Source organism: Vibrio sp. 14G-20 (genome assembly GCF_026241515.1).
In the GTDB taxonomy this organism is placed as follows: Bacteria; Pseudomonadota; Gammaproteobacteria; order Enterobacterales; family Vibrionaceae; genus Vibrio.
In genome coordinates, this window is record NZ_JAPHPW010000001.1 from 65,389 (window position 1) to 90,589 (window position 25,201).

A 25,201-nucleotide genomic window follows, 5' to 3' on the forward strand; every position below is an offset into this window, starting at 1 on the left:
GCGAAACCTTTAGGAAAAAAACAACAAAATTAAAGAAATAGCGATAAAGGAGAAGAAAGCGTGACTGGCAGTAAAATTATCAAAAAAAGATGAGAAAAACGCTAAAGTTGCCGAGAAGTCGGTCGAGCGATAATTTGTATTTTAATTAACCAAATGGACTGATTAAGTTGAAACACCTTTATAAGATTTGAGGTAATTTATTAGCCTAATAGGGTTAAGGCAAGGTTCGGCGCCTGCTTTGCTTGAGCCAGTATTGTGGTGCTCACCTGCTGCAAAATTTGTTGCTTAAGCATTTGAGTGGTTTCTTTGGCGTAATCAGTATCTTTGATTCTGCTGTTTGATGTCGCCAAGTTCTCATGAACATTTTCGAGATTATTAATCGCATGATCAAAGCGGTTTTGCATTGCGCCTAATTCAGAACGATGACTGTCCACATACTTCATGGCAGTGTCTAAAATAGAAACAGCACGTTGCGCACCACCCACATCGGTCACATTGATGTCATCGACTGATTCGTAATAACCCGCCGACATCGAAAGCTCACTGGCTAACGAACCTGAGAAAGAAATCGTGCCTGCGGTATCTTCACCAGACATGTAGATCTGAAGTTGCCCATCATCATTAACCGAAGCCGAAACAAGATCCGTTTGACCATTGATGTAAGTCGCCAACTCTTCAATGTCATCACCCGCTTTAGCATTAATAGTGATCTCTTGAGGCTGACCAAAACGGTCGGTAAACGACATCGTCATATCATTCTGGTTGGATTTCACTTCCCACGAGTCATTGGCCATGCCATTTGCGATATAACTAAAACCGCCCATGTTGATGTCATCGGTACGCATGCTTTTCAGGCCAATTTGCACAGCTTCACCAGAACTGCCACCTATCTGAAATGAGGTACTACCAAAACTACCGTTAAGGAGCTTTTTACCACCAAATGAAGTGGTCTCTGCAATACGATTTAGTTCATCGTTTAATGCGGTAATCTCTTCTTGAATGGCCGTTCTTTCCGACTGACTGTTCGAACCATTACTCGCTTGCAGTGACAAGTCACGCATACGTTGCATGATATTAGTGGTTTCGTTCATCGCGCCTTCGGCAGTTTGCATAATGGATATACCATCATTCGCATTGCGAACAGCGACATCAATACCACTCATCTGCGCCTCTAGACGGTTGGAGATTTGTAGACCTGCAGCATCGTCTTTGGCGCTATTAATACGACTCCCTGAAGCCAAGCGCTCCAAAGATTGGTTCAGCATGTTATTGGCATTAGAGAGATTCCTCTGAGCCACCAGCGCTGAGACATTGGTATTAACAGTTATAGCCATAGACCTTCACTTACAAAAAGATGAATAAATTCACGATTGCTCTTATATCGACCAGTTCATATAAAGCTTTAATAAAAAAGGAGCCCTGAGGCTCCCTTTGTTTATTCTTTTTGAGACGACTTACTTAATCGTTAATGCACTCAACATCTCAGTTGAAGGAGCAAAGTAGTAAGCACCAGTAACAGCTTTAGTAAAGCGAAGCAGTTGGTCTGTTTTACCATCGGTTACGCCGTACATGCTCTCTAACATCGCATCAAAGTTATGACGAACGTTACAGTAAGCAATGAACAGTAAACCATGGTCGCCCGTTGCTGTGCCGTAAGGCAGGCTATGACGAACGATTTTAAGGCCCTTGCCTTCTTCTTTGATATCAACACGGCCAACGTGAGACGCCGCTGGAACATCATCTAGCTCGATAGAATCTGGCTTAGTACGACCAACCACTTTCTCTTGTGCCGATACGTTTAATCGGTTCCAAGCAGGTAGGTTATGCACAAAACGTTGCACCATCACGTAGCTACCACCCGCGAATTCACCTTCAGGTACAATCGCCACTTCAGCGCGCTGTGCGTCTTTCGGGTTTTCAGTGCCATCAACGAAATCAGTCATGTCACGTGAGTCTAGGAAGCGGTAGCCGTAAGTTTCATCAACCACTTCCACGTCTGACGCTACTTCAGATAGCAATTTACGTAGGATGAAGAAGTGCAGATCATGTCGGTTTGAGTGACAGTGAATCAAAACATCAGACAGTGTGCTCGGTGCTGTAACATCACCTTCACCAAGCGCAGGGAAATCAATTAGATCAGAGGGAGCAGCTTGCTCGAACTTATCCCAAAAAGCTTTTGAGAACGCAACCGACGCCGTTAGGTTTGCATCTGGTTGAGTTTGGTTTAGCTCGTCGATTAGAGTCGGAAGCTTTTGAATTTCTGCTAGTACGTTAGCAGTATTAGCGTTCACTTTAAGTTGAACGTAGAGAGCGAAAGGCCCAGCTTCAGGCAAAATAGCACTTTGAACGTTAGGCTGCTCATTTGAAACATTAAGCATAGATTATTCCTTCCAGTTTTAGCTTCTAAGTATAATTGTGAATGGGACAAATGTTTTGATGAGAATCAGTCTTCGAGCTCAACCACTTTAAAGCAATCCCTTGCAGCATGGCTATTGGTTAGATAAAGCGCTAACCACAGCAGCAACAACAAGGTGATGCCATTTGACCAACGGAACCATCCGTTATCCAAATAGATTAAATAAATCGTATGGGAGCCCTGTGCCAAGATAGCCATCATGGTCACCCCACGCCCCCATGACACGACTTTGTTAAGGCGCTTTCTATCTGGAGATCTTAGCCCAAATAACCACATCAGTAGCAAACTAGGAACACTCAACGCAATTCCAACATAAAACATCTGATGGTCTGGGTAGATTATCTCAAGGATATCGGTTCCCGATTCTCGGCTTGCGCCTGCAACAATGAAAACGACCAAGGCTTTCGCAAGAAACAGCCAACCTAACCAGAGCAAGATTGGGGCTTTCAAAAAGCCGTGCTTGTCGTATTGTTCTATGGAGTACCGCACAAATCTCACTTTCACTTATTTTCAAACCAACACTTTAACGCAAATCATTCATACTTAACTAGCTTTGCGTTATCTTAGTAGCCAATCCGTTTTAATTATCGAACTCAGTATGAAAAAGAAAACTAATACGCCGTCTGTTGAATCTCAACAAGAAGCACTGAAGATAGCCAAAGCGACTCAAAAGCCAGCTCAAACCAAAGAACAAACTAAACTGATTGCGCAGGGTATCGAGAAAGGCATCGCACTGTATAAGAAACAGCAAAAAGAACGCAGCCGCCAAGCCGATAAAGCGAAGAAGCGCGTACAGAAAGAGAAGCAGACTCAACAAGCTAACCAAAACCAAGAAGACACGAACGAAACAAGTGTTGATACATCATCAAATCACGCCAATAAACTGCCGTGGTTACTACTGATTGCAAGCTGGGTAGGCTTCGCGATTTATTTGATGCAATAGCAGGGTAAACGTATGAAAAAGGAATTAGCCGCTTTGGCTATGAGTAGCATGTTACTCGGGTGTACCACACCCACATCAACGCCTCATAGTAAAGCGGACAAGGTACAAATGGATTACCATGGCCTGATTAACATCGAGCAGTGTGAGTATAAAGGGGAAGTCACTGGTAGCGAAGGCCACTGGTACAGCTACTTGTTCTTTCCCAATGACACCCTGATTCAAGGTGCGGTGAATGAACTTAAGTCGAATGCCATTGAGCTAGGCGCAGACACCGTTATCTTTACCCTACCTCAAGATTTCAGCACTTCCGTGACTATGCTCGGCACAGCCTACCTGTGTGAGTAAGCAATTAAATCGGCATATCGGTATGCTTCGATTTTATGAAGCCCAAAAGAAAGCCAGCTTTCGCTGGCTTATGCACTAAATCCAAGGCTTGTTGCTATATCGCCTTTACGTTCTAGAACCCACTGACTGTCAAATGGTCCCCAGTCGGATAACTGGTAATAACCATCATTATGACGTCGCCCATCTTGAACAAACATAAGTTCGATACCGATCCCCGGTAACGCCTTGAGTACATCTTGAATAGTACGACGAGGCCAACCCGTTTTTTCGATGAGTTTAGGCACATTTGGCCTATCAAGGCTTTCGACTAACAATGCTAAATATAGCCGCCTTGCAAAAACAGGACTCAACTCCATTGACACCTCCTATATATGTGCAACTCAATTATTTCTTTTTTCGCTGACAACATGTTGAGGCTGATCAATAAGTCTCCAATAGTGACATTTTCTTACTGTTTTTTTTCGCTCAATGAAATATTCCTCACTCTATTTTGTCTGAATTGCTGCTTCCTGATAGGATTCAACTCATAACAATGAAATAAAATCACCCAAAGGAAGAATAATGACTATCACTATGTTTGGTATCCCAAATTGCGACACCATCAAAAAAGCAAAGAAATGGCTCGAAGCTGAAGGTATCGAGTTCGAATTTCACGATTATCGCAAACAAGGCATCACAGAAGAGTTAGTAACAAGCTTCTGTTCAGAGCTTGGTTGGGAGCTTGTGCTAAACAAACGTGGTACGACTTATCGCCAACTTTCTCAAGAGCAAAAAGACACATTAACGGAAGAAAAAGCCGTCGCTCTGCTTGTTGAACAACCAGCAATGATTAAGCGTCCTATCTTGAAAGTCGATGGCAAGCTTCATATTGGCTTCAAAGCAGACCAATACGCTGCTATTTTTGCGTAATCAGCGATATTAGAACAGATAACAAAGCGTTGAACTTCCCTCTGTTCAACGCCTGAAATTAATGACTAGACGTTTTATTTAAACAAGGAATTCAAGGATGACAGATAGCCCAACTTTGGCTCTGGCAAAAGACCTCATTAGCCGTCAATCGGTAACCCCTGAAGACGCGGGCTGCCAAGAACTGATGATTAATCGCTTAAAAGCACTCGGTTTTGAAATCGAAGTAATGGTATTTGAAGATACTACCAACTTTTGGGCTCGTCGTGGTACCGAAGCACCTCTGTTTGCCTTTGCAGGCCACACTGATGTTGTTCCTGCAGGCCCGATTGAGCAGTGGAACACTAAACCATTCGAACCGACTATCGTAGACGGTTTCCTACATGGCCGCGGCGCAGCAGACATGAAAGGCTCTCTGGCTTCAATGATTGTTGCGGTAGAACAGTTCATTGCGGAGCATCCAGACCACACAGGTTCAATCGGTTTCCTCATCACATCGGATGAAGAAGGCCCATTCATCAACGGTACCGTACGTGTTGTTGAAACACTGATGGCACGCGGTGAGAACATCGACATGTGTATTGTTGGTGAACCATCAAGTACTGAGTTTGTGGGTGACGTTGTAAAGAACGGCCGTCGTGGCTCTATCACAGGCGATCTAACGATTAAAGGAACACAAGGTCATGTGGCCTACCCTCACCTAGCAAACAACCCAGTACACAGCTCTCTGCTTGCTATCAATGAGCTGGCAACAACTGAGTGGGACAAAGGTAATAATTACTTCCCACCAACGAGCTTCCAGATTCCAAATGTAAGTGCGGGTACAGGCGCGTCAAACGTGATCCCTGGTGAGTTTAATGTTCAGTTTAACCTGCGTTTTAGCACCGAGTTAAGCAACGACATCATCGTTGAGCGCATCACAACGACACTCGACAAGTATGATTTCGAATACGACCTCAAGTGGACATTCAATGGCGACCCGTTCTTAACAGACGCAGGTTCACTGCTTGATGCTATTGTTGATGCAGTGGGTCACGTCAATGATGTGAAACCAGCATTGCTAACGACTGGCGGTACGTCTGATGGTCGCTTTATCGCACGCATGGGCGGGCAAGTGGTTGAGCTAGGCCCTGTGAATGCAACGATTCACAAGGTTAACGAATGTGTGAAAGTGGCTGATTTAGAAAAGCTAACTGACATGTACGAAAGAACATTAGTGAACCTGTTCGCTAAATAGTCTTTCATCAGCGATTCATTGCATCTAATTATTGAGAGACTCGTTATGACACCAGAGCAGCTTACCGGACAATCAGATTCTCATCTAGAGCCTAGCCTGATCGGCACCAAGACCTTCTTGGTCCACAGTGAGGTTAAAGATGATCTGAACAATTTGATTGAAGCTGCTCAACTCGCTGGTTTTAAAATGGAGATTGCCAGTGGCTTTCGCGACTATGAAAGGCAATCTCTGATTTGGAACCGTAAGTTTTCTGGCGAAGCTCCGATATTAGATTCAGAAAGCCAACCTCTTGATGCTTCAACACTGACTGAACAGCAAAAGCTATCGGCTATCCTGAGATGGTCTGCACTTCCCGGTGCGAGTCGTCATCATTGGGGTTGTGACTTCGATGTCTTTGCTCGCAACCACTTACCTGAAGGCATACAGCTGCAATTAGAACCTTGGGAATACCTTACTGGCCACCAGCAAGCGTTTTACGAGTGGCTATCGGCTCATGCTGCGCAATTTGGGTTCTTCTTTCCTTACAGCCAAGATTTGGGTGGTGTGGCGATAGAACCTTGGCATATTAGCCATTGTAACGTTTCGGAGTCATGTTTATCACAGTTATCTCCCACTTTACTTGGCAAGCAACTCCAATCTAAGCCAATATTAGGGTATGAGATTATTATGGAGCAGCTAGACGAGATCTATGCGCGCTTCGTAGCGAACATCAGCCATTAGGAGCGCTTATGTTGGAGTGGCTTACAAACCCTTGGGTTATCATCATCATCGTAGTTAGCGTTGTGGTGGGTAACATCGCAGCTCTTAAGCAGACCGCCAATATGGATCTGACTGGTCGTGGTAAAACAGAGCGAGACTTAGATAAGCTCAATCGCTTAGATAAGCAGAATCAAGAGAAAGCTCAAAAAGAAGAGTCCAAAGACAGCAAAGACGTTTAGCTTTTTTGCTTTGGTAAACTCGCCTTATTGACCAACAGATTGCAGATAACGAATACAAAAAAAGAGGACACAGTGTGTCCTCTTTTTTATTGGCTTTAGCTCATCACAGAGCTGATTTTACTCAGCTCTAAAACGGCTTAATTTCGACTACTCAGCTTTCGCTTCTTTGTCATCTTTGGTTTGGTCTGCGATATGCGCGAGTACAGGAACCATTGATTTAAGCAGCTCTTCTTCTACTGGTTTACCTGACGCATCCGTTACGTTGATCGACGTACGGTTGCCAAGGTCACCAAATAGGAAGTTGTAAGTGCCTGGCGCTAAGTCGATAGGCTGTAGGCCAATTTCTTCCCAGAATTCATCATCTGGCGCGGCGTACTTAGCTTTCACTGTACCTTGAGACTGGTTGCGCTCTTCAAGCTCAAAGCCCATAGCAGGCAACAAGCTTGGCAGACGCTGCCAAAATACATTGTATGGAGTACGAGCAATAATCACAGGGAAACCACTACGGTCAGCACCCATTGAGATCGGAATACGCTTAACCAACTCTTGCGCTTTCAGCGCCGCTTCAGCACGAAGGTTTTCATCGTACTTAGCCATTACTAGGTTGGTTAGGAACGCGTTGTAACGCTCTTTATTGGTTGCCGTTACTGGCTTCTCTGCAGAGCCTTCACGCCAATCAATCAGGTTAATCTTGAAGCCATGGCGGTTGTTTGCTTGGAAGCGAGAGATAGAGTAGCGGCTGCCAATCTCTACATCTTCATCTTCAGAAACCCAAGTTACCCAATCAGTCTCAATCTCATTCTCTGATTGCTCACGGATGCCGATGCCACGCTGAGTTAGCATGTCTACAGCGGTTTGCCATACACGGTCTGCCTCTTCAGCACGAAGAAGCCATAGTGTCACTTCACCATTTTGACGCTCAGCACGAGCTCCAGGGATCAGCTCAAGCACTTGTTGCGGTGGACGAATATCCACTTCACGACCTGTACCACCACTGAATTCACCGCTTGGGATGTCAAAATTTGGGTAGAACTGAGGCTGAGCATCTTCAGGCAACTGCCATTGTGAAAACTCAGGTGTTTCTAAGTATTCGAAATCATCTTTGGCTTGGCGACGTTGAGTCGGGCTGCCAGAACATGCTGTAAGAACGAAAACAGCCAGTGACCCAATCACTAGCTGGTGAGAATACTTCATTTATACTCCTAAATGCCGAAGGTTCGCTTCGGCATCACTTCATACGTTTTAGTAAATGCACGCTTCAGTCATTGCTTGAGCAACAACAGGTTGAGCTGGTTCTGACAGTTCAGTCAGCGGTAGACGTAAGCCACCTTCAGCAATCAGACCCATTTTATGAACCGCCCATTTTACGGGAATAGGGTTAGACTCAACGAACAAATTCTTGTGTAGAGGCATCAAACGCTCATTGATCGCTTCTGCTTCTTCAAACTTACCTTCTTTCGCCAGTTTGAACATGGTTGCCATATCAGCGGCTGCAACGTTGTTAGTTACAGAGATCACGCCATCGCCACCACGCTTAACAAATTCTAGACCTGTTAAGTCATCACCACTTAGTAAGATAAAGTCTTCGCCACAAAGTTCACGGTGAATTGCAATTCTGTCGAGATCACCCGTCGCATCTTTAAGTGCAACGATGTTTTCGATCTCAGCAAGGCGAGCAACCGTCTCTGGTAACAAGTCTACAGCAGTACGACCCGGTACATTGTATAGGATTTGAGGAACGTCACTTACTTCAGCAATCGCTTTGTAGTGTTGGTACAAACCTTCTTGAGTCGGTTTGTTGTAGTAAGGCGTTACGCTCAAGCAACCAGCAATGCCAGAACCATTTAGCAAACGGCTGAATAGCACAGACTCGTGAGTTGCGTTTGCACCCGTACCAGCGATAACAGGAATACGACCATCAGCAAATTCAACGATCTTATTGACGACTTTGACATGCTCTTCAATTGTGAGTGTTGAAGACTCACCTGTTGTGCCAACCGCAACCAGACCATCACTACCTGCAGCAACATGGTGATCAACCAACTTTTTAAGGCTGTCGAAATCCACTTCGCCATCTGCGTTAAATGGCGTAACTAGCGCAACGATACTTCCTGAAAACATGTCTATCTCCCTTAATTTATTCTTTTTGCATGTTACTGTAAGCCAATCAATAAACACAAGACATTAAAGTGGCTTAGCGGCAACATCTGCAGTAAATATTGTCGTATGTTTGAGGTAAAACGACTTCTAACGGCGTTATACCTGAAATTTGGGTAACCTGCGCTCAATCTAGCGGATAGCGCATCACTGGATGTCAGTAACAAGTAAGCTGTCGCCTCACTTTGTCATCTCTGTTTTTAACGTTCTCAATATTCCTATCATTTGTTACCAATTAGACGCAAGGTGCCTCATAAAAAGCCCCGCCCATACGCTTATTCCTCAGGCTAACTGTGCTAACATGCAAGCATCAATGGAATATATAGAGACGTGATTTTATGACTCAACATCTAGTAATCACAGCTGTGGGCACTGATCGCCCAGGTGTATGCAACCAAGTGGTTCATTTAGTCACCCAATCAGGCTGTAACATTATTGATAGCCGTATCGCTCTGTTTGGCGAAGAATTTACGCTTATCATGCTACTGTCTGGAAAGGCAAATAACATTACCCGCGTTGAAACCACCCTGCCCTTGCTTGGCCAAGAGCACGACTTGATTACGATTATGAAGCGAACCTCGCCTCATGATGTTATTGAGAACTCCTACACGCTAGAAGTTTTCGTTGAGTCAGACGACAAACTCGGCCTAACCGAGCAGTTCACTCAGTTCTTCGCAGACCGAAACATCGGCCTCGACTCGCTTAGCGCGCAAACCATCAATAAGTCCAAGGTTCAGCTCGATAACGACCAATTCCATATCTCTATTACCGCTTCTGTGCAATCAGAATGTAATTTGATGCAGCTACAAGAAGAATTCAATTCGCTGTGTCAGAGCCTATCAGTCCAAGGCTCGCTCAACTTTATCAAAAACAGTCTTTAAAAAGGAAATGTCATGAATACGCTAACGGCTGGAGTTCCAGCACCTGCTTTTTCTCTTCCAGATCAAGATGGCAATATCGTATCTCTTGGTGACTTCAAAGGTAAAAAAGTACTTTTCTACTTCTACCCAAAAGCAATGACTCCAGGTTGTATTGTGCAAGCGGAAGGCCTGCGTGATATCAAAGCACAGCTTGATGACCTAAATGTGGTTGTTTTGGGTGTGAGTGTTGACCCAGTAAAACGCCTACCAAACTTTGTTGCGAAGAAATCTCTAAACTTCACACTGCTGTCTGACGAAGACCACAGCGTTGCTGAACAGTTTGGCGTTTGGGGTGAGAAGAAATTCATGGGTAAAGTATACGATGGTCTGCACCGTATTAGCTTCCTCATTGATGAAGAAGGTCAGATTGAACACGTCTTCAATAAGTTCAAGACTAAGACTCACCACGAAGTGGTTCTCGATTACTTCAATCAAGAAGCTTAATAGTCTGTTTCGGTTAAGGCACTAAGTTGCAGAAAGCTTTTGACCAAATAAACTTCAGAAACACACCAAATTAAAAAGGCCGAATCTTAGTGAGATTCGGCCTTCTTCGTAATGGGTATTCGTTAATGCTTAAACGAAGACACTAATTAATGCGAGTGCTCAGGGTCATCGTCTAATGCATGACTCGGTAAGGCATTCCAAACCGCTTTCACTAGCGTTGCCAGTGGGATTGCAAAGAACACGCCCCAGAACCCCCATAGTCCACCAAACACCAATACCGCAACAATAATCGCGACTGGGTGCAGGTTCACGGCTTCAGAGAACAAAACTGGCACTAACACGTTACCGTCTAGAGCTTGAATGATGCCATAAGCGACTAATAGCCAGTAGAACTGAGGCTCTAGTCCCCATTGGAACAAACCAACAATTGCCACTGGAACCGTCACAGCCGCAGCACCGATATACGGGATTAGAACCGAGAAACCGACCGCGACAGCCAGTAGTGCTGAGTAACGTAAATCCAGAATCGCAAAGGTCACGTAGCTCACGCCACCAACGATTAGAATTTCTAACACTTTCCCTCGAATGTAGTTCGAGATTTGTTGATTCATCTCTACCCAAACCTTGGTCGCTAGACGTCGATTCTTAGGTAGAACACCACTTGCCATTCTGATCATCTCTTCTTTGTCTTTCAAAAGGAAGAAGATAAGCAGTGGTACAAGAATTAGGTAAACCGCTAACGTTGCCAAGCTCACTAATGAAGCTAAAGAGCCTTTCACTACACTTTCACCAAAGCCTAGCGCTTTGTTTTTCGCGTTAGACACAATCGATTCAACGATCTGCAGGTTTGCTAATTCAGGGTAACGCTCAGGAATGGTTGCGATGAACTTCTGTAAGCCACCATACATGCTTGGAATATCATTGATAAGGTTACCTACTTGTTCCCAAATCGTTGGTACTAGACCAAACAGCGCAAGTAACATCACGCTAAAGAACATCATGATCACCAACATCACCGATGGGGTTCTTGGAACACCAAGTCTTTGAAGTTGGGTAACAGGCCACTCAAGTAAGTAAGCCAACACAATGGCCACTAATAATGGCGCAATAAGGTGACCAAAGAAGTAGATGGTAATAAAGCCGAATAGAATGATGGCAACCAAACTGACAGCGTGGGGATCAGAGAAACGTCGTTTATACCAACGATTGACCATTTCAAGCATTTGACTGCAATTCCTTTTTAGTGACGAGGAGATGGTGGTAATTAGAACAAACCTCAGTGACGACGACATAGGTTTGCTTAGATAAAAACGTAACAATATCTTTCATCGAGCTGATGTCAGAGACATAAATTGACAATGTTTGCCCTACTTCTAACTTTACACTGTGACGCTTGGCTAATAATAGCGCCATTGGACAGCGCTCTTGGCGTAAATCTAGAATATTAGGTGTCATTCTTGAGCTCGATGCTTATTATAAGGGTCGTATTGTAATCTGTTTTTGAAAACGCGCCATCATTCATTCATCTTCCTTCATGATAGCGCACGCACTTGGCAAAGGTTAAATCAGATAAAGAACCAATTTGCATCGCACTTGTCTTACTGTCAGAAGAAACGGAGTATTACTGACTAATATGTTTAAACGCGCTCGCTCAATTGCTTGCTTATGCATCGCAGCTACATTAAGCACCCCAACTTTGGCGAATACCAACAGTTTGGAGCTACCAGATATCGGTACCGCTGCTGGCGGCACACTATCTATTGACCAAGAACTTATCTATGGTGATGCCTACATGCGCATCATCAGAAGCAGCCAGCCTATCGTTAATGACCCGGTTCTAAACCTATATATCGATACGTTAGGTCACCGTTTGGTCGCGAACGCGAATGATGTAAAGACACCTTTCCAGTTCTTTATGATCCGTGATCGCAACATCAACGCCTTCGCATTCTTTGGTGGTTACGTTGCTTTGCACTCAGGGCTGTTCCTACACGCGCAATCTGAGAGTGAGCTCGCTTCTGTATTAGCGCACGAAATCGCGCACGTTACCCAACGTCACTTAGCACGTAGTATGGAAGATCAAGCTCGCCGTTCTCCTGCAACCATTGCAGCACTTGCAGCTTCTGTATTGCTAGCGATTGCAGCTCCAGAAGCGGGTATTGCAGCCCTAACGGCAACGACTGCGGGTAATATGCAAAGCCAAATCAACTACACACGTAGTAATGAAAAAGAAGCCGATCGCTTTGGTATCAACACGCTTGCAAAAGCTGGGTTTGATGTGAATGCCATGCCACGTTTCTTTGGCCGTTTGGCTGATGAATATCGCTATGCGAGCACACCACCGCCAATGCTACTAACTCACCCACTACCAGAAGACCGAATTACCGATTCACGCGCTCGTGCTCGCAGCTATCCGCCACTGAAACTGGCCCCATCGCTGGACTACCACTTAGCAAGAGCCCGCATTGTCGCGCGCTATGCTGGCATTAATAATGATGCTGCTCTTGATTGGTTTGAGCGTCAGCTGAAAAAAGCCCCTAAAGCTTTGGTTCCGTCATTAGAGTATGGTCAAGCACTGGTTTACCTAGATTCTAAAAAATTAGACAAAGCGGAGCCCATTCTGAACAAGCTGATTAACAGCGACCCAACCAACCTGTTTTATCTAGATGCTATTTCGGATCTGCACATTGAACAGAAAAAGCCTGAGATTGCGATTAAAGAACTTAAATCAGCACTGGTTCGTCAACCAAACAACCCGGTTCTGACCATTAACTACGCCAACGCAATGATTGAAAATGAAGACCTACAGGAAGCCGTTCGCGTATTGCAACGTTACACGCACGATAATCCGAACGACACCAATGGCTGGCACCTTCTTTCAAAAGTCAATACGAGCCTTGGTAATAGCGACGAAGAACTGGCTGCTCGTGCAGAAATTTTGGCTCTGCAAGCCAACTGGAACAAAGCGATTCAGTACTACACGCAAGCAAGCCAAATCGCAGAATTAGGAAGCCTAAAACAAGCACGCTACGACGCTCGAATTGATCAGCTAATGATTCAGAGAGAACGATTCTTATCGCTACAATAGTATGTTTACTGGTAACAGCTCGTTACCAGAATAAAAAGAAAGCTCAACGTTACACAAAAAAGAAGTCACCTCTGGTGGCTTCAGCTAAACAATTAAATCAAAAATAATAATGAGGAAGAACCATGTCTGTCGTGATTTATCATAACCCACGCTGCTCAAAGAGCCGTCAAACTCTAGAAGTGCTTCAGGAAAACGGCGTACAGCCAGAGGTAATCAAATACCTAGAGACTCCATTAACAGTTGAACAGCTGAAAGTACTGTTCACTCAGCTTGGTTTTGAGAGTGTTCGTGACATGATGCGTACCAAAGAAGCGGATTACAAAGAAGCAAACCTTGGTGATGCTTCGGTTACCGATGAAGATCTTTTCGCCGCGATGGCAACCAATCCAAAACTGTTTGAGCGCCCAGTCGTTGTCGCGAACAACAAAGCGAAGATTGGTCGTCCACCAGAGCAAGTGCTAGAGATTCTGTAATCCAATATGAGCATTAACATTCTTGTCCTTTACTACAGCCGCCACGGCAACACACAAGCTCTAGCAAGGCAGATTGCACGAGGGGTTGAATCCACCCCGAACTGCGAAGCCATGCTAAGAACGGTGAACCACGTGTACACGGTAGAGGAGCAGCCTGATTCGCGCTATCAACCAACCGATCCTATTGCAACATTACAAGAGTTACGCTCTTGTGATGGTTTGGCGCTGGGCAGTCCAGTTTGGTTTGGCAATATGGCCGGGCCAATGAAGCATTTTTGGGATAGCACGACATCACTTTGGGTCAATGGCGATCTTATCGATAAGCCCGCTTGTGTTTTTACCTCTTCTTCATCACTGCATGGTGGTCAAGAGACGACACAGCAAAGCATGATGTTACCTCTACTTCACCATGGCATGTTAGTCGTGGGGATTCCCTACTCAGAACCTGCGCTGCACACCACTCAAACTGGTGGCACACCTTACGGTGCCAGCAGTACAGGAGAGAGCGCTTCGCTTAGCAAAGAAGAGATTGAGTTGGCGCAGAACCTAGGCAAACGCTTAGCACGTATCGCCATCAACCAGAAAGGGATCTCTCAATGATGTATATGCCAGAGAAGGCGATGTCTCCCAAAACTAAGCTGTTTCGCTACCTTGCATTAGCGGGCAACTTGTTGCTTTTACTGTGGGTGGTTGCTTGGCAGATGACGCTTTCACCACACCCTCACCTGAGTAATGTAACACTTGCTATTGCTTGGGCTGTTCCTCTTTTATTGCCATTACCGGGGATTTTAGCGGGCAAACCCTATACGCATGCTTGGGCGAACTTTGTCTTAATGCTCTACTTCCTACACGCATTAACTATTTTGTATGTAGACGGTGGCGAGCGCTTATTAGCTGCTGTAGAACTGCTTCTGACGACTTTAGGCTTCGCGGGTAATATTTTATTTACCCGCTTTCGAGCCAAAGAGTTGGGTATCAAGCTTAAGCGCCTTTCTGAAGTAGAAAAGACAGAGAAAGCTAAGTTCGAACAGTAACCTAGATTAAGTTGTCCTGTTCTAGTACCAATAGAAAAAGTGACAACAAACAAAAAGCCCTGCGAGATTGCTCTGGCAGGGCTTTTTTCATAAATTCATTTCAATCGGTCATGTCAGAAGACAATCACTAGCGAACCCATTCGTATACTAAGCTTGGCTTAGCATGCACTGGTGCAGTAGCTGTTAGTTCTACAGCGTCAGATTCTTCTAGCGTTACGTCAGACGTGTTCGTTAGCTCAACATCCGCTTCAGTTGATAACTCGCTACCTTTGATGACTTGAACACTTGAGTCCGCTTCGTTAGCTGTAGCAGCTGCTGAATCATCGCCTACAGACATGGTGTTGTCTTGCGTTTCAAATTCAGGGCTCACTTCAGGTTCAATGTAAGATTCTTCAACCTTCGCAACTTGGCGAATACTTGCTACTTCTTGCTCAAACTCTTGTTGAGTCGACAATAAGTGAATTCGGAAAGTGACTTCGTTGTTCTGAATCTTGAGGATATCTAGGCTTGCCACCGAGTTTAGACGCTTAAGTGCGTTCTCCAACTGGAAGAAGTCCTGAGCATTATTCAGGCTAATAAACTGCGTTAAAATCGATTCTGATGACTCACTCGCTACCGTCACAGCACTTTTGCCTGCGTAGTAGTTACTGATTTGGTCGACTAACTTCTTAGAAGTCGTAGCGCTGTTACCCGATAGCGAACCACTTACAGGCGATGTTGGTGAACTCGTCAATTGACTTGGTTTTTGATCGTATAGAGCCCAACGTAGACCTGAAGATTGAGCCTTTATCACCAACACAGCATCAACAGGATAACGCTGACTCGCTTTACTGATTGGCGTAACAAAGCTGCCCCACAAATCAGAAGTCGCAATACCGGTAATATCGTCAAAATCACCCACAGGCAGCGTTAGAGGCAAGCCACGCTCTTTTGCGTTTGCTTGTAAGCCTGCGGCCAACTGTGAGTTAGAGTGTTCCCATACGATGTTCTTGTCGTAGTTGTCCTCTTCCACCAGCCAAACAAGGATGTTTGAACGCGTGTCAGGCCAGTAAGGTAACTGTGCTTGAGTCAGTAGAGAACGGATTTGAGCGCCGTTAAAACGCATACGCAATGTTGATTGGTCATTGCTTTCGCCAAAACTCATTTGAGACATGTACTGCGAACTCTTGCGCATCGCCTTTTGAATCGTCTCATTCGAAGCGACATCAGTTTGGCCAGTCGCACGTATCAATACCTGCTCCATACCTGTATTTCTTGCCACTTGTTCTGGCTGTTTGTCTTCAGCGTTAATCGCAACTTCAGCACTAAAAATATCTACTTGAGTTAAGGCATAACTCGGAGAGGCTAATAGTCCCATCAACAACAATGCTATGTAGCGCATACTGATCCTAATATTCAAATCTTGTGCCTAGATGATAAGCAACTATGGATTGTGGGGCAAGGTCGATAGCGCCCACTGTGTTTAATAACCACAAAATATCACCTGGCCATGATAAATCGCTCACTTATCAACGGAATTTTTCGGGCTTAGATGGCTATAAAACATCACTAAGATAAATAAATTTGATCTATCTGGTGTAGCAATCGATTGCTAAGTGATAGAATCCCGCGAATTTTATTTTTCACTTTTCATATAACGACCATTTTAAGGACATATCATGAAAAATGCTTTGCAAGGTGCGCAAATGCTGTTCGTAGCTTTTGGTGCGCTTGTACTTGTGCCGCTGCTAACAGGACTTGATCCTAACGTTGCACTCTTTGGCGCGGGTATCGGTACCCTTTTATTCCAACTTATTACACGCCGTTCAGTGCCAATCTTCTTAGCGTCTTCTTTCGCATTCATCGCGCCTATCATGTTTGGTATTCAAACTTGGGGTGTAGGTGCAACCATGGGCGGCCTTATGGCGGCAGGTGTTGTGTATGTACTAATGGGCGCATTAATAAAAGTTCGTGGTGTTGGCTTCATCCATAAACTGCTTCCACCTGTCGTGGTTGGCCCAGTGATCATGGTTATCGGTTTAGGGCTTGCGCCTGTTGCGGTTAACATGGCACTAGGTAAGACTGGTGATGGTGCGGTTCAGCTTGTTGATGCAGACGCAGCACTGTGGATCTCTTCGATTTCACTGCTAGTAACGATTGTCATCAGTGTGTTCTCAAAAGGCTTCCTTAAACTACTACCAATCTTCGGTGGTATTGTTGCAGGTTACATCACCAGCTTGGTGTATGGCGCAGTAGATTTCACGCCAGTAGCTCAAGCATCTTGGCTAGCACTGCCTAACTTCACAGCACCTGAGTTCAACATCAACGCTATCTTCTTCATGGTATTTGTTGCGATTGCACCTGCTGTTGAGCACGTTGGTGACATGCTTGCTATCTCTAACGTAACCGGCAAAGACTACCTTAAGAAGCCTGGCTTACATCGCACTATCACTGGCGACGGTGTAGCAACAATTGCAGCTTCTATGCTGGGCGCGCCACCAAACACGACTTACAGTGAAGTAACAGGCGCAGTAATGCTGACCAAAGCATTCAACCCTGTAATCATGACTTGGGCTGCGGTCACTGCCATCGTTCTTGCATTGGTTGGCAAGCTAGGCGCACTGCTTCAAACGATCCCAGTTCCTGTGATGGGCGGCATCATGATTCTACTGTTTGGCTCTATCGCAACCGTAGGCTTGAATACTCTAATTCAGAACAAAGTTGACCTACACAAATCACGCAACCTTGTGATTGTGGGCATTACGTTAGTATTTGGTATCGGCGGCATGGCATTTGGCATCGGCGACTTTAGCCTACAAGGCGTAAGCTTATGTGGCATCGTAGCGATTCTACTGAACCTAGTTCTTCCAGATGAGCTAGGTGATAACACTGTGGTAGATAAAGCTCAAATCGATTAATCAATCGATAAGGCTAGATTCAAAAGAATCACAAACCAACAAGATCAAAAAAGGGAGAGCATCGAATGCTCTCCCTTTTTATTAATACAACTAATTCAGCGATTTAAGATACTGTTCAGAGTCTCTTAAGCTGGAGCCGAATTACTTAGTACCGAAGATCTTATCACCAGCATCGCCAAGACCAGGAACAATGTAGCCCTTGTCGTTTAGCTTCTCATCGATTGCAGCCGTGTATAGCTCTACGTCTGGGTGCGCTTTTTCTAGAGCAGCGATACCTTCAGGAGCCGCTACAAGCACAAGAATCTTAAAGTGCTTACAACCTTTCTCTTTCATCAGGTCGATAGTTGCGATCATAGAACCACCAGTCGCAAGCATTGGGTCTACCACTAGAGCGATACGCTCATCGATGTTAGATGCAAGCTTGTTGAAGTATGGTACTGGCTCAAGTGTTTCTTCGTCGCGGTAGATACCAACAACGCTGATACGTGCACTTGGGATGTGCTCAAGAACACCGTCCATCATGCCTAGACCAGCACGTAGGATTGGCACTACAGTTACTTTTTTACCTTTAATTTGGTCAACTTCTACTGGACCGTTCCAACCGTTAATCGTCACACGCTCAGTTTCAAAGTCTGATGTCGCTTCGTATGTTAGAAGGCTACCCACTTCTGTCGCTAGCTCACGAAAACGCTTAGTGCTAATCTCACCTTCACGCATCAGGCCAATTTTATGTTTTACTAGCGGGTGTTTCACTTCAACAACTTTCATTTCCAACTCCGGCAATATTTAAACAAACCTGTAGATTATACACGAACTCTAAGGTTATTTCAGAATCTTTATTCTAATAAAAAAAACCGCGCAAACGTTTGCTCTTGGTAATCAAGCCCTGTTAGAATAGCGCCGTTTTCACATCCAACTTAAGTTCGAGGACTATCCCGTGAGTGGTAATACTTCTTCTCTAAGCTACAAAGACGCTGGTGTTGATATCGACGCAGGTAATGCACTAGTAGACCGTATTAAAGGTGCTGTTAAACGCACTCGTCGCCCTGAAGTAATGGGCGGTATTGGTGGCTTTGGCGCCCTATGTGAACTTCCAACGAAATACAAAGAGCCGGTACTTGTTTCAGGTACTGATGGTGTTGGTACTAAACTTCGCCTTGCTTTGGATCTGAAAAAACACGACACCATTGGTATCGACCTAGTGGCAATGTGTGTGAACGACTTAATCGTTCAAGGTGGTGAGCCGCTATTCTTCCTAGACTACTACGCAACGGGTAAGCTAGACGTAGATACAGCAGCAGACGTTGTTTCTGGTATTGCTGAAGGCTGTGTTCAAGCTGGCTGCGCACTCATCGGTGGTGAAACTGCTGAAATGCCGGGCATGTACGAAGGCGACGACTACGACGTAGCTGGCTTCTGTGTTGGTGTTGTAGAAAAAGCTGACATCATCGACGGTACTAAAGTAGCAGCAGGCGACGCACTTATCGCTGTTGGTTCAAGTGGCCCACACTCAAATGGTTACTCTTTAATTCGTAAAGTTCTAGAAGTTTCTGGTGCTGATAAGAGTGAAGAACTAGAAGGTCGCACTATCGGTGAGCACCTACTCGAACCAACTAAGATTTACATCAAATCAGCGCTTAAGATGATTGCAGAGCATGACATCCATGCTATCTCGCACATCACAGGTGGTGGTTTCTGGGAAAACATCCCACGCGTACTTCCTGAAGGGACTAAAGCAGTCATTGATGGCAAGAGCTGGGAATGGCCTGCTATCTTCAACTGGCTACAAGAGAAAGGTAACGTGGAGACATTTGAAATGTACCGCACTTTCAACTGTGGTGTAGGTCTAGTTGTTGCCCTACCTAAAGATCAAGCAGACGCTGCTGTTGAACTACTGAAAGCTGAAGGCGAAAACGCTTGGGTTATCGGTGAGATCGCAAACGCTGAAGCTGGCGAAGAGCAAGTTGAAATCAAATAAGTGATACGTTCACTTACTTAGTTAATCAATGAGGACCTAATGGTCCTCATTTTGCTATTTAGCCCGCAGAAAACCTTAGTTTATGTAGGTAATATAGATACCAATCGTAGTAAGTAACTGGTCATCCTAGCTTGTTAAAACGCTCGATCACGTCGTTAGAAATTTTGATTGTAGGATAACTACTTATCTAAAATCTCTGCCTCGTTCTCAAGCCTTTTTCCTGCGCTATTTATGAGCACTTACTTACTGTGATTGGTATAAACTCCAGTTAATCAATCGTATGACCCACTCTATGAAAAACAATCACTCAAATAAAAACAGTCACTCTAAGAAAAACATCGTTGTGTTAGTTTCAGGAAGCGGAAGCAACTTACAGGCAATTTTGGATGCCTGCGATAGCGATATGATTGATGCATCGGTTAAAGCTGTCTTCTCAAACAAAGCAGAGGCTTTTGGATTAGAACGAGCGAAAACCGCAGGTGTTGACGCTCATTCAGTGAATCCAAAAGACTTTGGTTCACGTGAAGAGTTTGACCATGAATTGATGGTTCAGATCGATGCTTACCAGCCAGATTTAATCGTACTCGCTGGCTACATGCGAATCCTGAGTTCAGAGTTTGTTCGTCACTATGCAGGGAAAATGGTCAACATCCACCCTTCCCTGTTACCGAAATACCCAGGCCTACACACCCACCAGCGTGCCATTGATGCACAAGATAAAGAGCACGGGACTAGCGTTCACTTTGTTACCGAGGAACTAGATGGTGGCCCAGTGATCTTACAGGCTAAGGTTCCGGTATTTGAAGATGATGATGCTGATATTCTGGCAAGCCGCGTGCTTACTCAAGAACACTGCATTTACCCTATGGTCTGCAAATGGTTCGCGGAAGAACGTTTGTCAATGCTAAACGGGCAAGCTGTCTTAGACGATAAGGTATTAGGTAAGCACGGTTACGCAGAAGAGTAGTGCCAAGAATATAGGACAAAAAAGGCCGTTAACTAATTGAGTACAGTAAACGGCCTTTCTTTTATCAGTAAACAGATGTTTAGCTTAATGGTTCAGTAGGAGCTTGGCTCGCGACCTTTTTAGGTGCGTAAGCAACATCTTGCAACGCCTGATGGTTGTTGCCAATCAGTTCACCAAAATGAAACAGTGCGTATTCACCCGGCTTCATCCTAAACCACTTTTCATTGTCGGTAAGAGGTTGAGTTGCGACGACCGTCACCACATCATTCGGTGTGGTCTCTTCTTGGAAGTTAATCTCAACATCTTCATCAATTAAGCTCGCTTTACCAAAAGGTGCACGTCTGGTTATCCAGTACAAATGGTTAGTACAGTAAGTCATCACGTACTCTCCATCACTCAACAACATGTTAAACACGCCTTTCTCGCGTAGCTTGTCGCAACACTCAGCCACGAAACGAAACATACCTTCCATGTCTTGAGGTGGCTCAGGAAAACGCTCTTCAAGTTGTTTCAGTAGCCAACAAAAAGAGAGTTCACTGTCCGTTTCACCGACAGGTCTAAAACGCCCACTCACCAGATCATCGTAATCGGATAATTGACCATTGTGAGCAAAGGTCCAGTATCGCCCCCAAAGCTCACGGGTAAAAGGGTGTGTATTTTCTAGATTAACGCCACCACGGTTAGCTTGACGGATATGACTGACAACAGCTTGGCTTTTAATTGGGTAGTTTTGAACCAACTCAGCGATCTTAGATTCACAGCTAGGGTTAGGATCTTTAAATGTACGAAAACCCTTTCCTTCATAGAAGGTGATACCCCAGCCATCACGATGCGGGCCAGTATTGCCTCCACGCTGCATAAGACCAGTAAAGCTAAAACAAATATCAGTTGGCACATTCGCGCTCATACCGAGCAATTCACACATGGTTTAATCTACTCCCTATTAAAACCAATGGAGCCACAAACCTGAGCTCCAAATATCTGTAAAACTATTATTCCATCTCTTTTTCGACAAGCTGAATCACAATATGAATGATCTTAATGTGAATCTCTTGGATACGGTCTGCGTAACCAAAGTGTGGCACTCGGATTTCGATATCCGCACAACCCGCCATTTTACCGCCATCTTTACCCGTCAATGCAATCGTCTTCATGCCTTTCGCTTGAGCGGCTTCAATTGCTTTTAGAATATTGGCAGAGTTACCTGAAGTCGACAGACCAAACAACACATCACCTTTACGACCTACTGCTTCCACATAACGAGAAAATACGTGGTCGTAACCAAAGTCATTACTCACACAAGACAGGTGGCTTGGATCTGAAATCGCAATGCCAGCGTAACCTGGACGGTTTTCACGGTATCGGCCAGTAAGCTCTTCAGCGAAGTGCATTGCATCACAGTGTGAACCACCATTACCACAAGAAAGCACTTTGCCCTCTTGCTTGAATGAGTCAGCAATTAGTTTTGCCGCCGCTTCAATTTGAGCGATGTTATGGTCATCACTCAAAAACTTGTTCAGAACATCAGCAGCTTCGTTTAATTCACTTTTGATTAGGTCTTGGTACATAAGGCTTATCTCTTATTTTTTTGACGCAACTTAAAGCGCGTGAAATGAGAACTGAGGGTTTTCCCCTCTTTATAGCTGAGTTTACCCACAAACATGAAATAGTGTCGACACTTAAGCCCAAAGATTGCCACCTTTATTAGGGTCTCACTGCCGATCCGTCCAAATATTCGCCACCAACCTCTCACAATTAGAATTTTAACTCTATTGAGATCACTTTTTATTCACCTTGGAGTTTTACAAATATTTAATATTTTGTTTACACTTAACTGGTTAGACCTCTTACCTAAAACTTAATAACAATAAGTGATCTCTGAAAAGGAAATCGATCATGAACATATTGCTCTCCCTACTCGGCATGACCGCCATCTTAGGCGTCTGTCTTTACCATAGAGTTAGTCTGGTACGTGCATTAATTGTATTAACTGGCGCAATGGTAGCATTAACACTGTTTGGCGGCGTGGCAGTCACTGGCTGGCTTTGCTACGTGTTAGCCGTTGCGATCTTTGCTGTACCTACCATTCGTCAGACCTTAATCAGCCAAAAAGCACTCTCTTTATTTAAGAAAGTTCTACCAGCGATGTCTCAGACAGAAAAAGAAGCACTAGAAGCGGGTACGGTATGGTGGGAAGCAGAGCTGTTCAAAGGCAAACCTGAATGGAAGAAGCTTCAGAACATTGCTGACCCGAAGCTATCTGAAGCTGAGCAAGCGTTTTTAGATGGCCCAGTTAATGAAGTGTGCGAAATGGTCAACGATTACCAAGTCACTCATGAGCTTGCTGATTTGCCACCAGAAGTATGGCAATACCTGAAAGGCCATAAATTCTTCGCCATGATCATCAAGAAAAAGTACGGCGGCTTAGAGTTCTCAGCTTACGCTCAATCTTTGGTTCTACAGAAGCTAACGGGTGTTTCTAGTGTATTGTCATCGACGGTTGGCGTACCTAACTCATTAGGCCCTGGTGAGCTATTGCAACACTATGGAACAGAAGAACAAAGAAACCACTACCTGCCGCGCCTAGCGGAAGGTAAAGAGATCCCTTGTTTTGCTCTAACTAGCCCGGAAGCTGGCTCAGATGCAGGCTCAATCCCTGATTACGGCATTGTATGTAAAGGAGATTGGCAAGGCGAAGAAGTACTTGGAATGCGTTTAACATGGAACAAGCGTTATATCACTCTTGCTCCTGTCGCGACCGTTTTAGGGTTAGCCTTTAAACTACGTGATCCTGATGGTCTGCTTGGAGACAAACAAGATCTTGGTATTACTTGTGCGTTGATTCCAACGGATTTAAAAGGCGTTGAGATTGGCAACCGTCACTTTCCGCTTAACGTTCCGTTCCAAAATGGCCCAACGCAAGGCGATGACCTTTTTGTGCCTATAGACTTCATCATTGGTGGCCAGAAAATGGCAGGTCAAGGCTGGCGCATGCTGGTTGAGTGTTTGTCGGTTGGCCGTGGTATCACACTGCCTTCAAACTCGACAGGTGGTATCAAGTCGGCTGCGCTGGCAACTGGCGCTTACGCTCGTATCCGCCGTCAGTTCAAACAACCAATTGGTCGTATGGAAGGGGTTGAAGAGCCACTTGCACGCCTGGCCGGTAACGCTTATGTAATGGACGCTGCGAGTAACCTAACCGTTGCGGGCATCGACCTTGGCGAAAAGCCTTCGGTTATCTCTGCAATCGTTAAGTACCACTGTACTCACCGTGGCCAACGCAGCATCATTGATGCGATGGATATCGTCGGCGGTAAAGGCATTTGCTTAGGCCCATCAAACTTCCTAGCTCGTGGCTACCAAGGCTCACCTATCGCGATAACGGTTGAAGGCGCAAACATCCTGACTCGTTCAATGATCATCTATGGTCAAGGTGCGATTCGCTGCCACCCTTACGTACTGAACGAAATGGAAGCGGCTTATTCTGAAAGCAGCGATGCGCTTGATAAGTTTGATTCTGCGTTAGCAGGACACGTTAGCTTTACTATGAGTAACCTAGTCCGCAGCTTGTGGTTTGGTTTAACCGATGGCCGTGGTTCAGATACGCCAACGCCAGCCAATAAAACTGACAAGCAAACACAACGTTACTACCAACAACTGAACCGCTACAGTGCAAACCTAGCGCTATTGTCTGATATTTCAATGGCTGTATTAGGCGGTTCACTGAAACGCAGAGAGCGCCTATCTGCAAGGCTGGGCGACATCCTGAGTCAATTGTATTTAGGTTCAGCAACACTGAAACGCTTTGAAAGCGAAGGCAGCCACGCTGAAGATCTACCGCTAGTACATTGGGGGATGCAAGATAGCTTACGTCAAACTGAGGTGGCGATTGATGAGTTCTTGGCGAACTTCCCTAATCCAGTAGTTGGTCGTCTGTTACGTGTTGTATTAATGCCATTTGGTCGCATTCGCCGTGCACCAAACGACAAGCTAGATAGCCAAGTAGCGCATATTATTCAAACGCCGAGCGAAACACGTTCACGTATCGGCCGTGGTCAATACTTAGAAGCAACTGAACATAACCCAGTAGGTAAGATTGAGAAAGCACTCGAAGTGATTCTTCAAGCTGAGCCACTGTTCGAGAAAGTTTGTAAAGAGACGCATCAAAAACGTGCCTTCTTACGACTTGATCTTGTCGCTCAATTGGGGCTTGAGAAAGGTATCTTAACGCAAGAAGAGGCAAACCTTTTGATTAGCGCTGAGGAACATAGACTGTACACGATTAACGTGGATGACTTCTCACCAGAGGAGCTTGCAGCAAAGTCGCAGTACCCAGACCAATCGATTGATAACGTCGCTTAAGACCAGAAAAAGAAATAAAAACGGGACTCCTATGAGTCCCGTTTTTTTGTTCATGATTTCGCTGACACAAATTCCAATGCTTTATCTAGCGGCTTA

Annotated in this window: 28 protein-coding genes; 16 read left to right on the forward strand and 12 right to left on the reverse strand. The window is 45.0% G+C overall.

Going from position 1 to position 25,201, the window contains the following annotated elements; translation table 11 throughout:
- Nucleotides 1-200 precede the first annotated feature (200 nt).
- The 3 genes from OQJ75_RS00295 to OQJ75_RS00305 form a co-directional block, all read right to left on the reverse strand.
- Nucleotides 201-1,334 carry a flagellin gene (locus OQJ75_RS00295; RefSeq protein ID WP_265970461.1) on the reverse strand — a complete coding sequence of 378 codons (1,134 nt, stop codon included), beginning with the start codon at nucleotides 1,332-1,334 and terminating at the stop codon, nucleotides 201-203.
- 120 nt (nucleotides 1,335-1,454) lie between these two features.
- A complete protein-coding gene (locus OQJ75_RS00300) occupies nucleotides 1,455-2,378 on the reverse strand; it encodes a Dyp-type peroxidase (RefSeq protein ID WP_265970462.1) in 924 nt (307 codons plus the stop codon).
- Between the two features lie 65 nt (nucleotides 2,379-2,443).
- On the reverse strand, nucleotides 2,444-2,905 hold the full coding sequence (locus OQJ75_RS00305; RefSeq protein WP_017632486.1) for a DUF2919 domain-containing protein: 462 nt from the start codon (nucleotides 2,903-2,905) through the stop codon (nucleotides 2,444-2,446).
- A gap of 109 nt (nucleotides 2,906-3,014) precedes the next feature.
- On the opposite strand from OQJ75_RS00305, the gene OQJ75_RS00310 reads away from it, so the two are divergent.
- Nucleotides 3,015-3,359 (forward strand): DUF2956 domain-containing protein, encoded by a 345-nt coding sequence (locus tag OQJ75_RS00310; protein WP_265970463.1) that lies wholly within the window; start codon nucleotides 3,015-3,017, stop codon nucleotides 3,357-3,359.
- Between the two features lie 12 nt (nucleotides 3,360-3,371).
- Complete coding sequence (locus OQJ75_RS00315) at nucleotides 3,372-3,704, forward strand: DUF4156 domain-containing protein (RefSeq protein ID WP_265970464.1); 333 nt, start codon at nucleotides 3,372-3,374, stop codon at nucleotides 3,702-3,704.
- A gap of 68 nt (nucleotides 3,705-3,772) precedes the next feature.
- On the opposite strand, the gene OQJ75_RS00320 is transcribed toward OQJ75_RS00315, so the two are convergent.
- Entirely contained in the window at nucleotides 3,773-4,060 is a 288-nt protein-coding gene (locus OQJ75_RS00320) for a winged helix-turn-helix domain-containing protein (RefSeq protein ID WP_004741665.1), read from the reverse strand.
- 205 nt (nucleotides 4,061-4,265) lie between these two features.
- On the opposite strand from OQJ75_RS00320, the gene OQJ75_RS00325 reads away from it, so the two are divergent.
- The 4 genes from OQJ75_RS00325 to OQJ75_RS00340 all read left to right on the forward strand — a co-directional run bounded on the left by OQJ75_RS00325 (nucleotide 4,266) and on the right by OQJ75_RS00340 (nucleotide 6,785).
- Entirely contained in the window at nucleotides 4,266-4,613 is a 348-nt protein-coding gene (locus OQJ75_RS00325; protein ID WP_017096839.1) for an ArsC family reductase, read from the forward strand.
- Nucleotides 4,614-4,710: 97 nt separating this feature from the next.
- Nucleotides 4,711-5,847 (forward strand): succinyl-diaminopimelate desuccinylase, encoded by a 1,137-nt coding sequence (dapE, locus tag OQJ75_RS00330; protein ID WP_265970465.1) that lies wholly within the window; start codon nucleotides 4,711-4,713, stop codon nucleotides 5,845-5,847.
- A gap of 45 nt (nucleotides 5,848-5,892) precedes the next feature.
- Nucleotides 5,893-6,567, forward strand: a complete 675-nt coding sequence (locus tag OQJ75_RS00335) for a M15 family metallopeptidase (RefSeq protein WP_265970466.1) — start codon at nucleotides 5,893-5,895, stop codon at nucleotides 6,565-6,567.
- A gap of 8 nt (nucleotides 6,568-6,575) precedes the next feature.
- Entirely contained in the window at nucleotides 6,576-6,785 is a 210-nt protein-coding gene (locus OQJ75_RS00340) for a DUF2897 family protein (RefSeq protein WP_132941891.1), read from the forward strand.
- Nucleotides 6,786-6,932: 147 nt separating this feature from the next.
- Here the strand turns inward: OQJ75_RS00340 and bamC are convergent, their stop codons facing one another.
- Nucleotides 6,933-7,979, reverse strand: a complete 1,047-nt coding sequence (bamC, locus tag OQJ75_RS00345; RefSeq protein WP_017632492.1) for an outer membrane protein assembly factor BamC — start codon at nucleotides 7,977-7,979, stop codon at nucleotides 6,933-6,935.
- A gap of 48 nt (nucleotides 7,980-8,027) precedes the next feature.
- Entirely contained in the window at nucleotides 8,028-8,906 is an 879-nt protein-coding gene (gene dapA, locus OQJ75_RS00350; protein ID WP_017632493.1) for a 4-hydroxy-tetrahydrodipicolinate synthase, read from the reverse strand.
- 374 nt (nucleotides 8,907-9,280) lie between these two features.
- Here dapA and OQJ75_RS00355 point away from each other — a divergent pair, with 374 nt between their 5' ends.
- Both OQJ75_RS00355 and bcp read left to right on the forward strand, forming a co-directional pair.
- The gene (locus OQJ75_RS00355) at nucleotides 9,281-9,823 is read left to right on the forward strand and encodes a glycine cleavage system protein R (RefSeq protein ID WP_017632494.1); all 543 of its coding nucleotides are present in this window, start codon (nucleotides 9,281-9,283) and stop codon (nucleotides 9,821-9,823) included.
- Between the two features lie 12 nt (nucleotides 9,824-9,835).
- Entirely contained in the window at nucleotides 9,836-10,306 is a 471-nt protein-coding gene (bcp, locus tag OQJ75_RS00360) for a thioredoxin-dependent thiol peroxidase (RefSeq protein ID WP_176680276.1), read from the forward strand.
- Between the two features lie 146 nt (nucleotides 10,307-10,452).
- On the opposite strand, the gene OQJ75_RS00365 is transcribed toward bcp, so the two are convergent.
- Together OQJ75_RS00365 and OQJ75_RS00370 are read right to left on the reverse strand one after the other, a co-directional pair.
- Complete coding sequence (locus OQJ75_RS00365; RefSeq protein ID WP_017629427.1) at nucleotides 10,453-11,529, reverse strand: AI-2E family transporter; 1,077 nt, start codon at nucleotides 11,527-11,529, stop codon at nucleotides 10,453-10,455.
- Nucleotides 11,522-11,761: a sulfurtransferase TusA family protein gene (locus tag OQJ75_RS00370; protein ID WP_265970467.1), complete on the reverse strand. Its 240-nt coding sequence runs from the start codon at nucleotides 11,759-11,761 to the stop codon at nucleotides 11,522-11,524. Before OQJ75_RS00370 ends, OQJ75_RS00365 begins: the two co-directional genes overlap by 8 nt.
- 178 nt (nucleotides 11,762-11,939) lie before the next feature.
- Between OQJ75_RS00370 and OQJ75_RS00375 the strand changes: the two genes are divergently transcribed.
- From OQJ75_RS00375 to OQJ75_RS00390, 4 genes are all read left to right on the forward strand, one after another.
- Nucleotides 11,940-13,394 carry a tetratricopeptide repeat protein gene (locus OQJ75_RS00375; protein WP_265970468.1) on the forward strand — a complete coding sequence of 485 codons (1,455 nt, stop codon included), beginning with the start codon at nucleotides 11,940-11,942 and terminating at the stop codon, nucleotides 13,392-13,394.
- Nucleotides 13,395-13,516: 122 nt separating this feature from the next.
- Nucleotides 13,517-13,867, forward strand: coding sequence for an arsenate reductase (glutaredoxin) (gene arsC / locus OQJ75_RS00380; protein WP_050619930.1), 351 nt, complete (start codon nucleotides 13,517-13,519; stop codon nucleotides 13,865-13,867).
- A gap of 6 nt (nucleotides 13,868-13,873) precedes the next feature.
- On the forward strand, nucleotides 13,874-14,467 hold the full coding sequence (wrbA, locus tag OQJ75_RS00385) for an NAD(P)H:quinone oxidoreductase (protein WP_265970469.1): 594 nt from the start codon (nucleotides 13,874-13,876) through the stop codon (nucleotides 14,465-14,467).
- The gene (locus OQJ75_RS00390; protein ID WP_017072638.1) at nucleotides 14,464-14,901 is read left to right on the forward strand and encodes a DUF2069 domain-containing protein; all 438 of its coding nucleotides are present in this window, start codon (nucleotides 14,464-14,466) and stop codon (nucleotides 14,899-14,901) included. The genes wrbA and OQJ75_RS00390 overlap by 4 nt, the downstream gene beginning before the upstream one ends.
- 127 nt (nucleotides 14,902-15,028) lie before the next feature.
- On the opposite strand, the gene OQJ75_RS00395 is transcribed toward OQJ75_RS00390, so the two are convergent.
- Nucleotides 15,029-16,282, reverse strand: a complete 1,254-nt coding sequence (locus OQJ75_RS00395; RefSeq protein WP_265970470.1) for a DUF2066 domain-containing protein — start codon at nucleotides 16,280-16,282, stop codon at nucleotides 15,029-15,031.
- A 277-nt stretch (nucleotides 16,283-16,559) separates the two neighbouring features.
- Between OQJ75_RS00395 and OQJ75_RS00400 the strand changes: the two genes are divergently transcribed.
- Complete coding sequence (locus tag OQJ75_RS00400) at nucleotides 16,560-17,798, forward strand: uracil-xanthine permease family protein (protein WP_050619933.1); 1,239 nt, start codon at nucleotides 16,560-16,562, stop codon at nucleotides 17,796-17,798.
- A gap of 141 nt (nucleotides 17,799-17,939) precedes the next feature.
- On the opposite strand, the gene upp is transcribed toward OQJ75_RS00400, so the two are convergent.
- A complete protein-coding gene (upp, locus tag OQJ75_RS00405) occupies nucleotides 17,940-18,566 on the reverse strand; it encodes a uracil phosphoribosyltransferase (protein WP_017060716.1) in 627 nt (208 codons plus the stop codon).
- 169 nt (nucleotides 18,567-18,735) lie between these two features.
- Here upp and purM point away from each other — a divergent pair, with 169 nt between their 5' ends.
- Both purM and purN read left to right on the forward strand, forming a co-directional pair.
- Nucleotides 18,736-19,776, forward strand: coding sequence for a phosphoribosylformylglycinamidine cyclo-ligase (gene purM, locus OQJ75_RS00410; protein WP_008222945.1), 1,041 nt, complete (start codon nucleotides 18,736-18,738; stop codon nucleotides 19,774-19,776).
- A gap of 292 nt (nucleotides 19,777-20,068) precedes the next feature.
- On the forward strand, nucleotides 20,069-20,743 hold the full coding sequence (gene purN / locus OQJ75_RS00415) for a phosphoribosylglycinamide formyltransferase (RefSeq protein ID WP_265970471.1): 675 nt from the start codon (nucleotides 20,069-20,071) through the stop codon (nucleotides 20,741-20,743).
- A gap of 79 nt (nucleotides 20,744-20,822) precedes the next feature.
- Here purN and OQJ75_RS00420 read toward each other — a convergent pair whose 3' ends face one another.
- Nucleotides 20,823-21,668 (reverse strand): class II glutamine amidotransferase, encoded by an 846-nt coding sequence (locus tag OQJ75_RS00420; protein WP_265970472.1) that lies wholly within the window; start codon nucleotides 21,666-21,668, stop codon nucleotides 20,823-20,825.
- A 67-nt stretch (nucleotides 21,669-21,735) separates the two neighbouring features.
- Nucleotides 21,736-22,311 (reverse strand): D-sedoheptulose 7-phosphate isomerase, encoded by a 576-nt coding sequence (gene lpcA / locus OQJ75_RS00425; protein WP_017063379.1) that lies wholly within the window; start codon nucleotides 22,309-22,311, stop codon nucleotides 21,736-21,738.
- Nucleotides 22,312-22,639: 328 nt separating this feature from the next.
- On the opposite strand from lpcA, the gene fadE reads away from it, so the two are divergent.
- Nucleotides 22,640-25,105, forward strand: coding sequence for an acyl-CoA dehydrogenase FadE (fadE, locus tag OQJ75_RS00430; RefSeq protein ID WP_265970473.1), 2,466 nt, complete (start codon nucleotides 22,640-22,642; stop codon nucleotides 25,103-25,105).
- Nucleotides 25,106-25,201 lie beyond the last annotated feature (96 nt).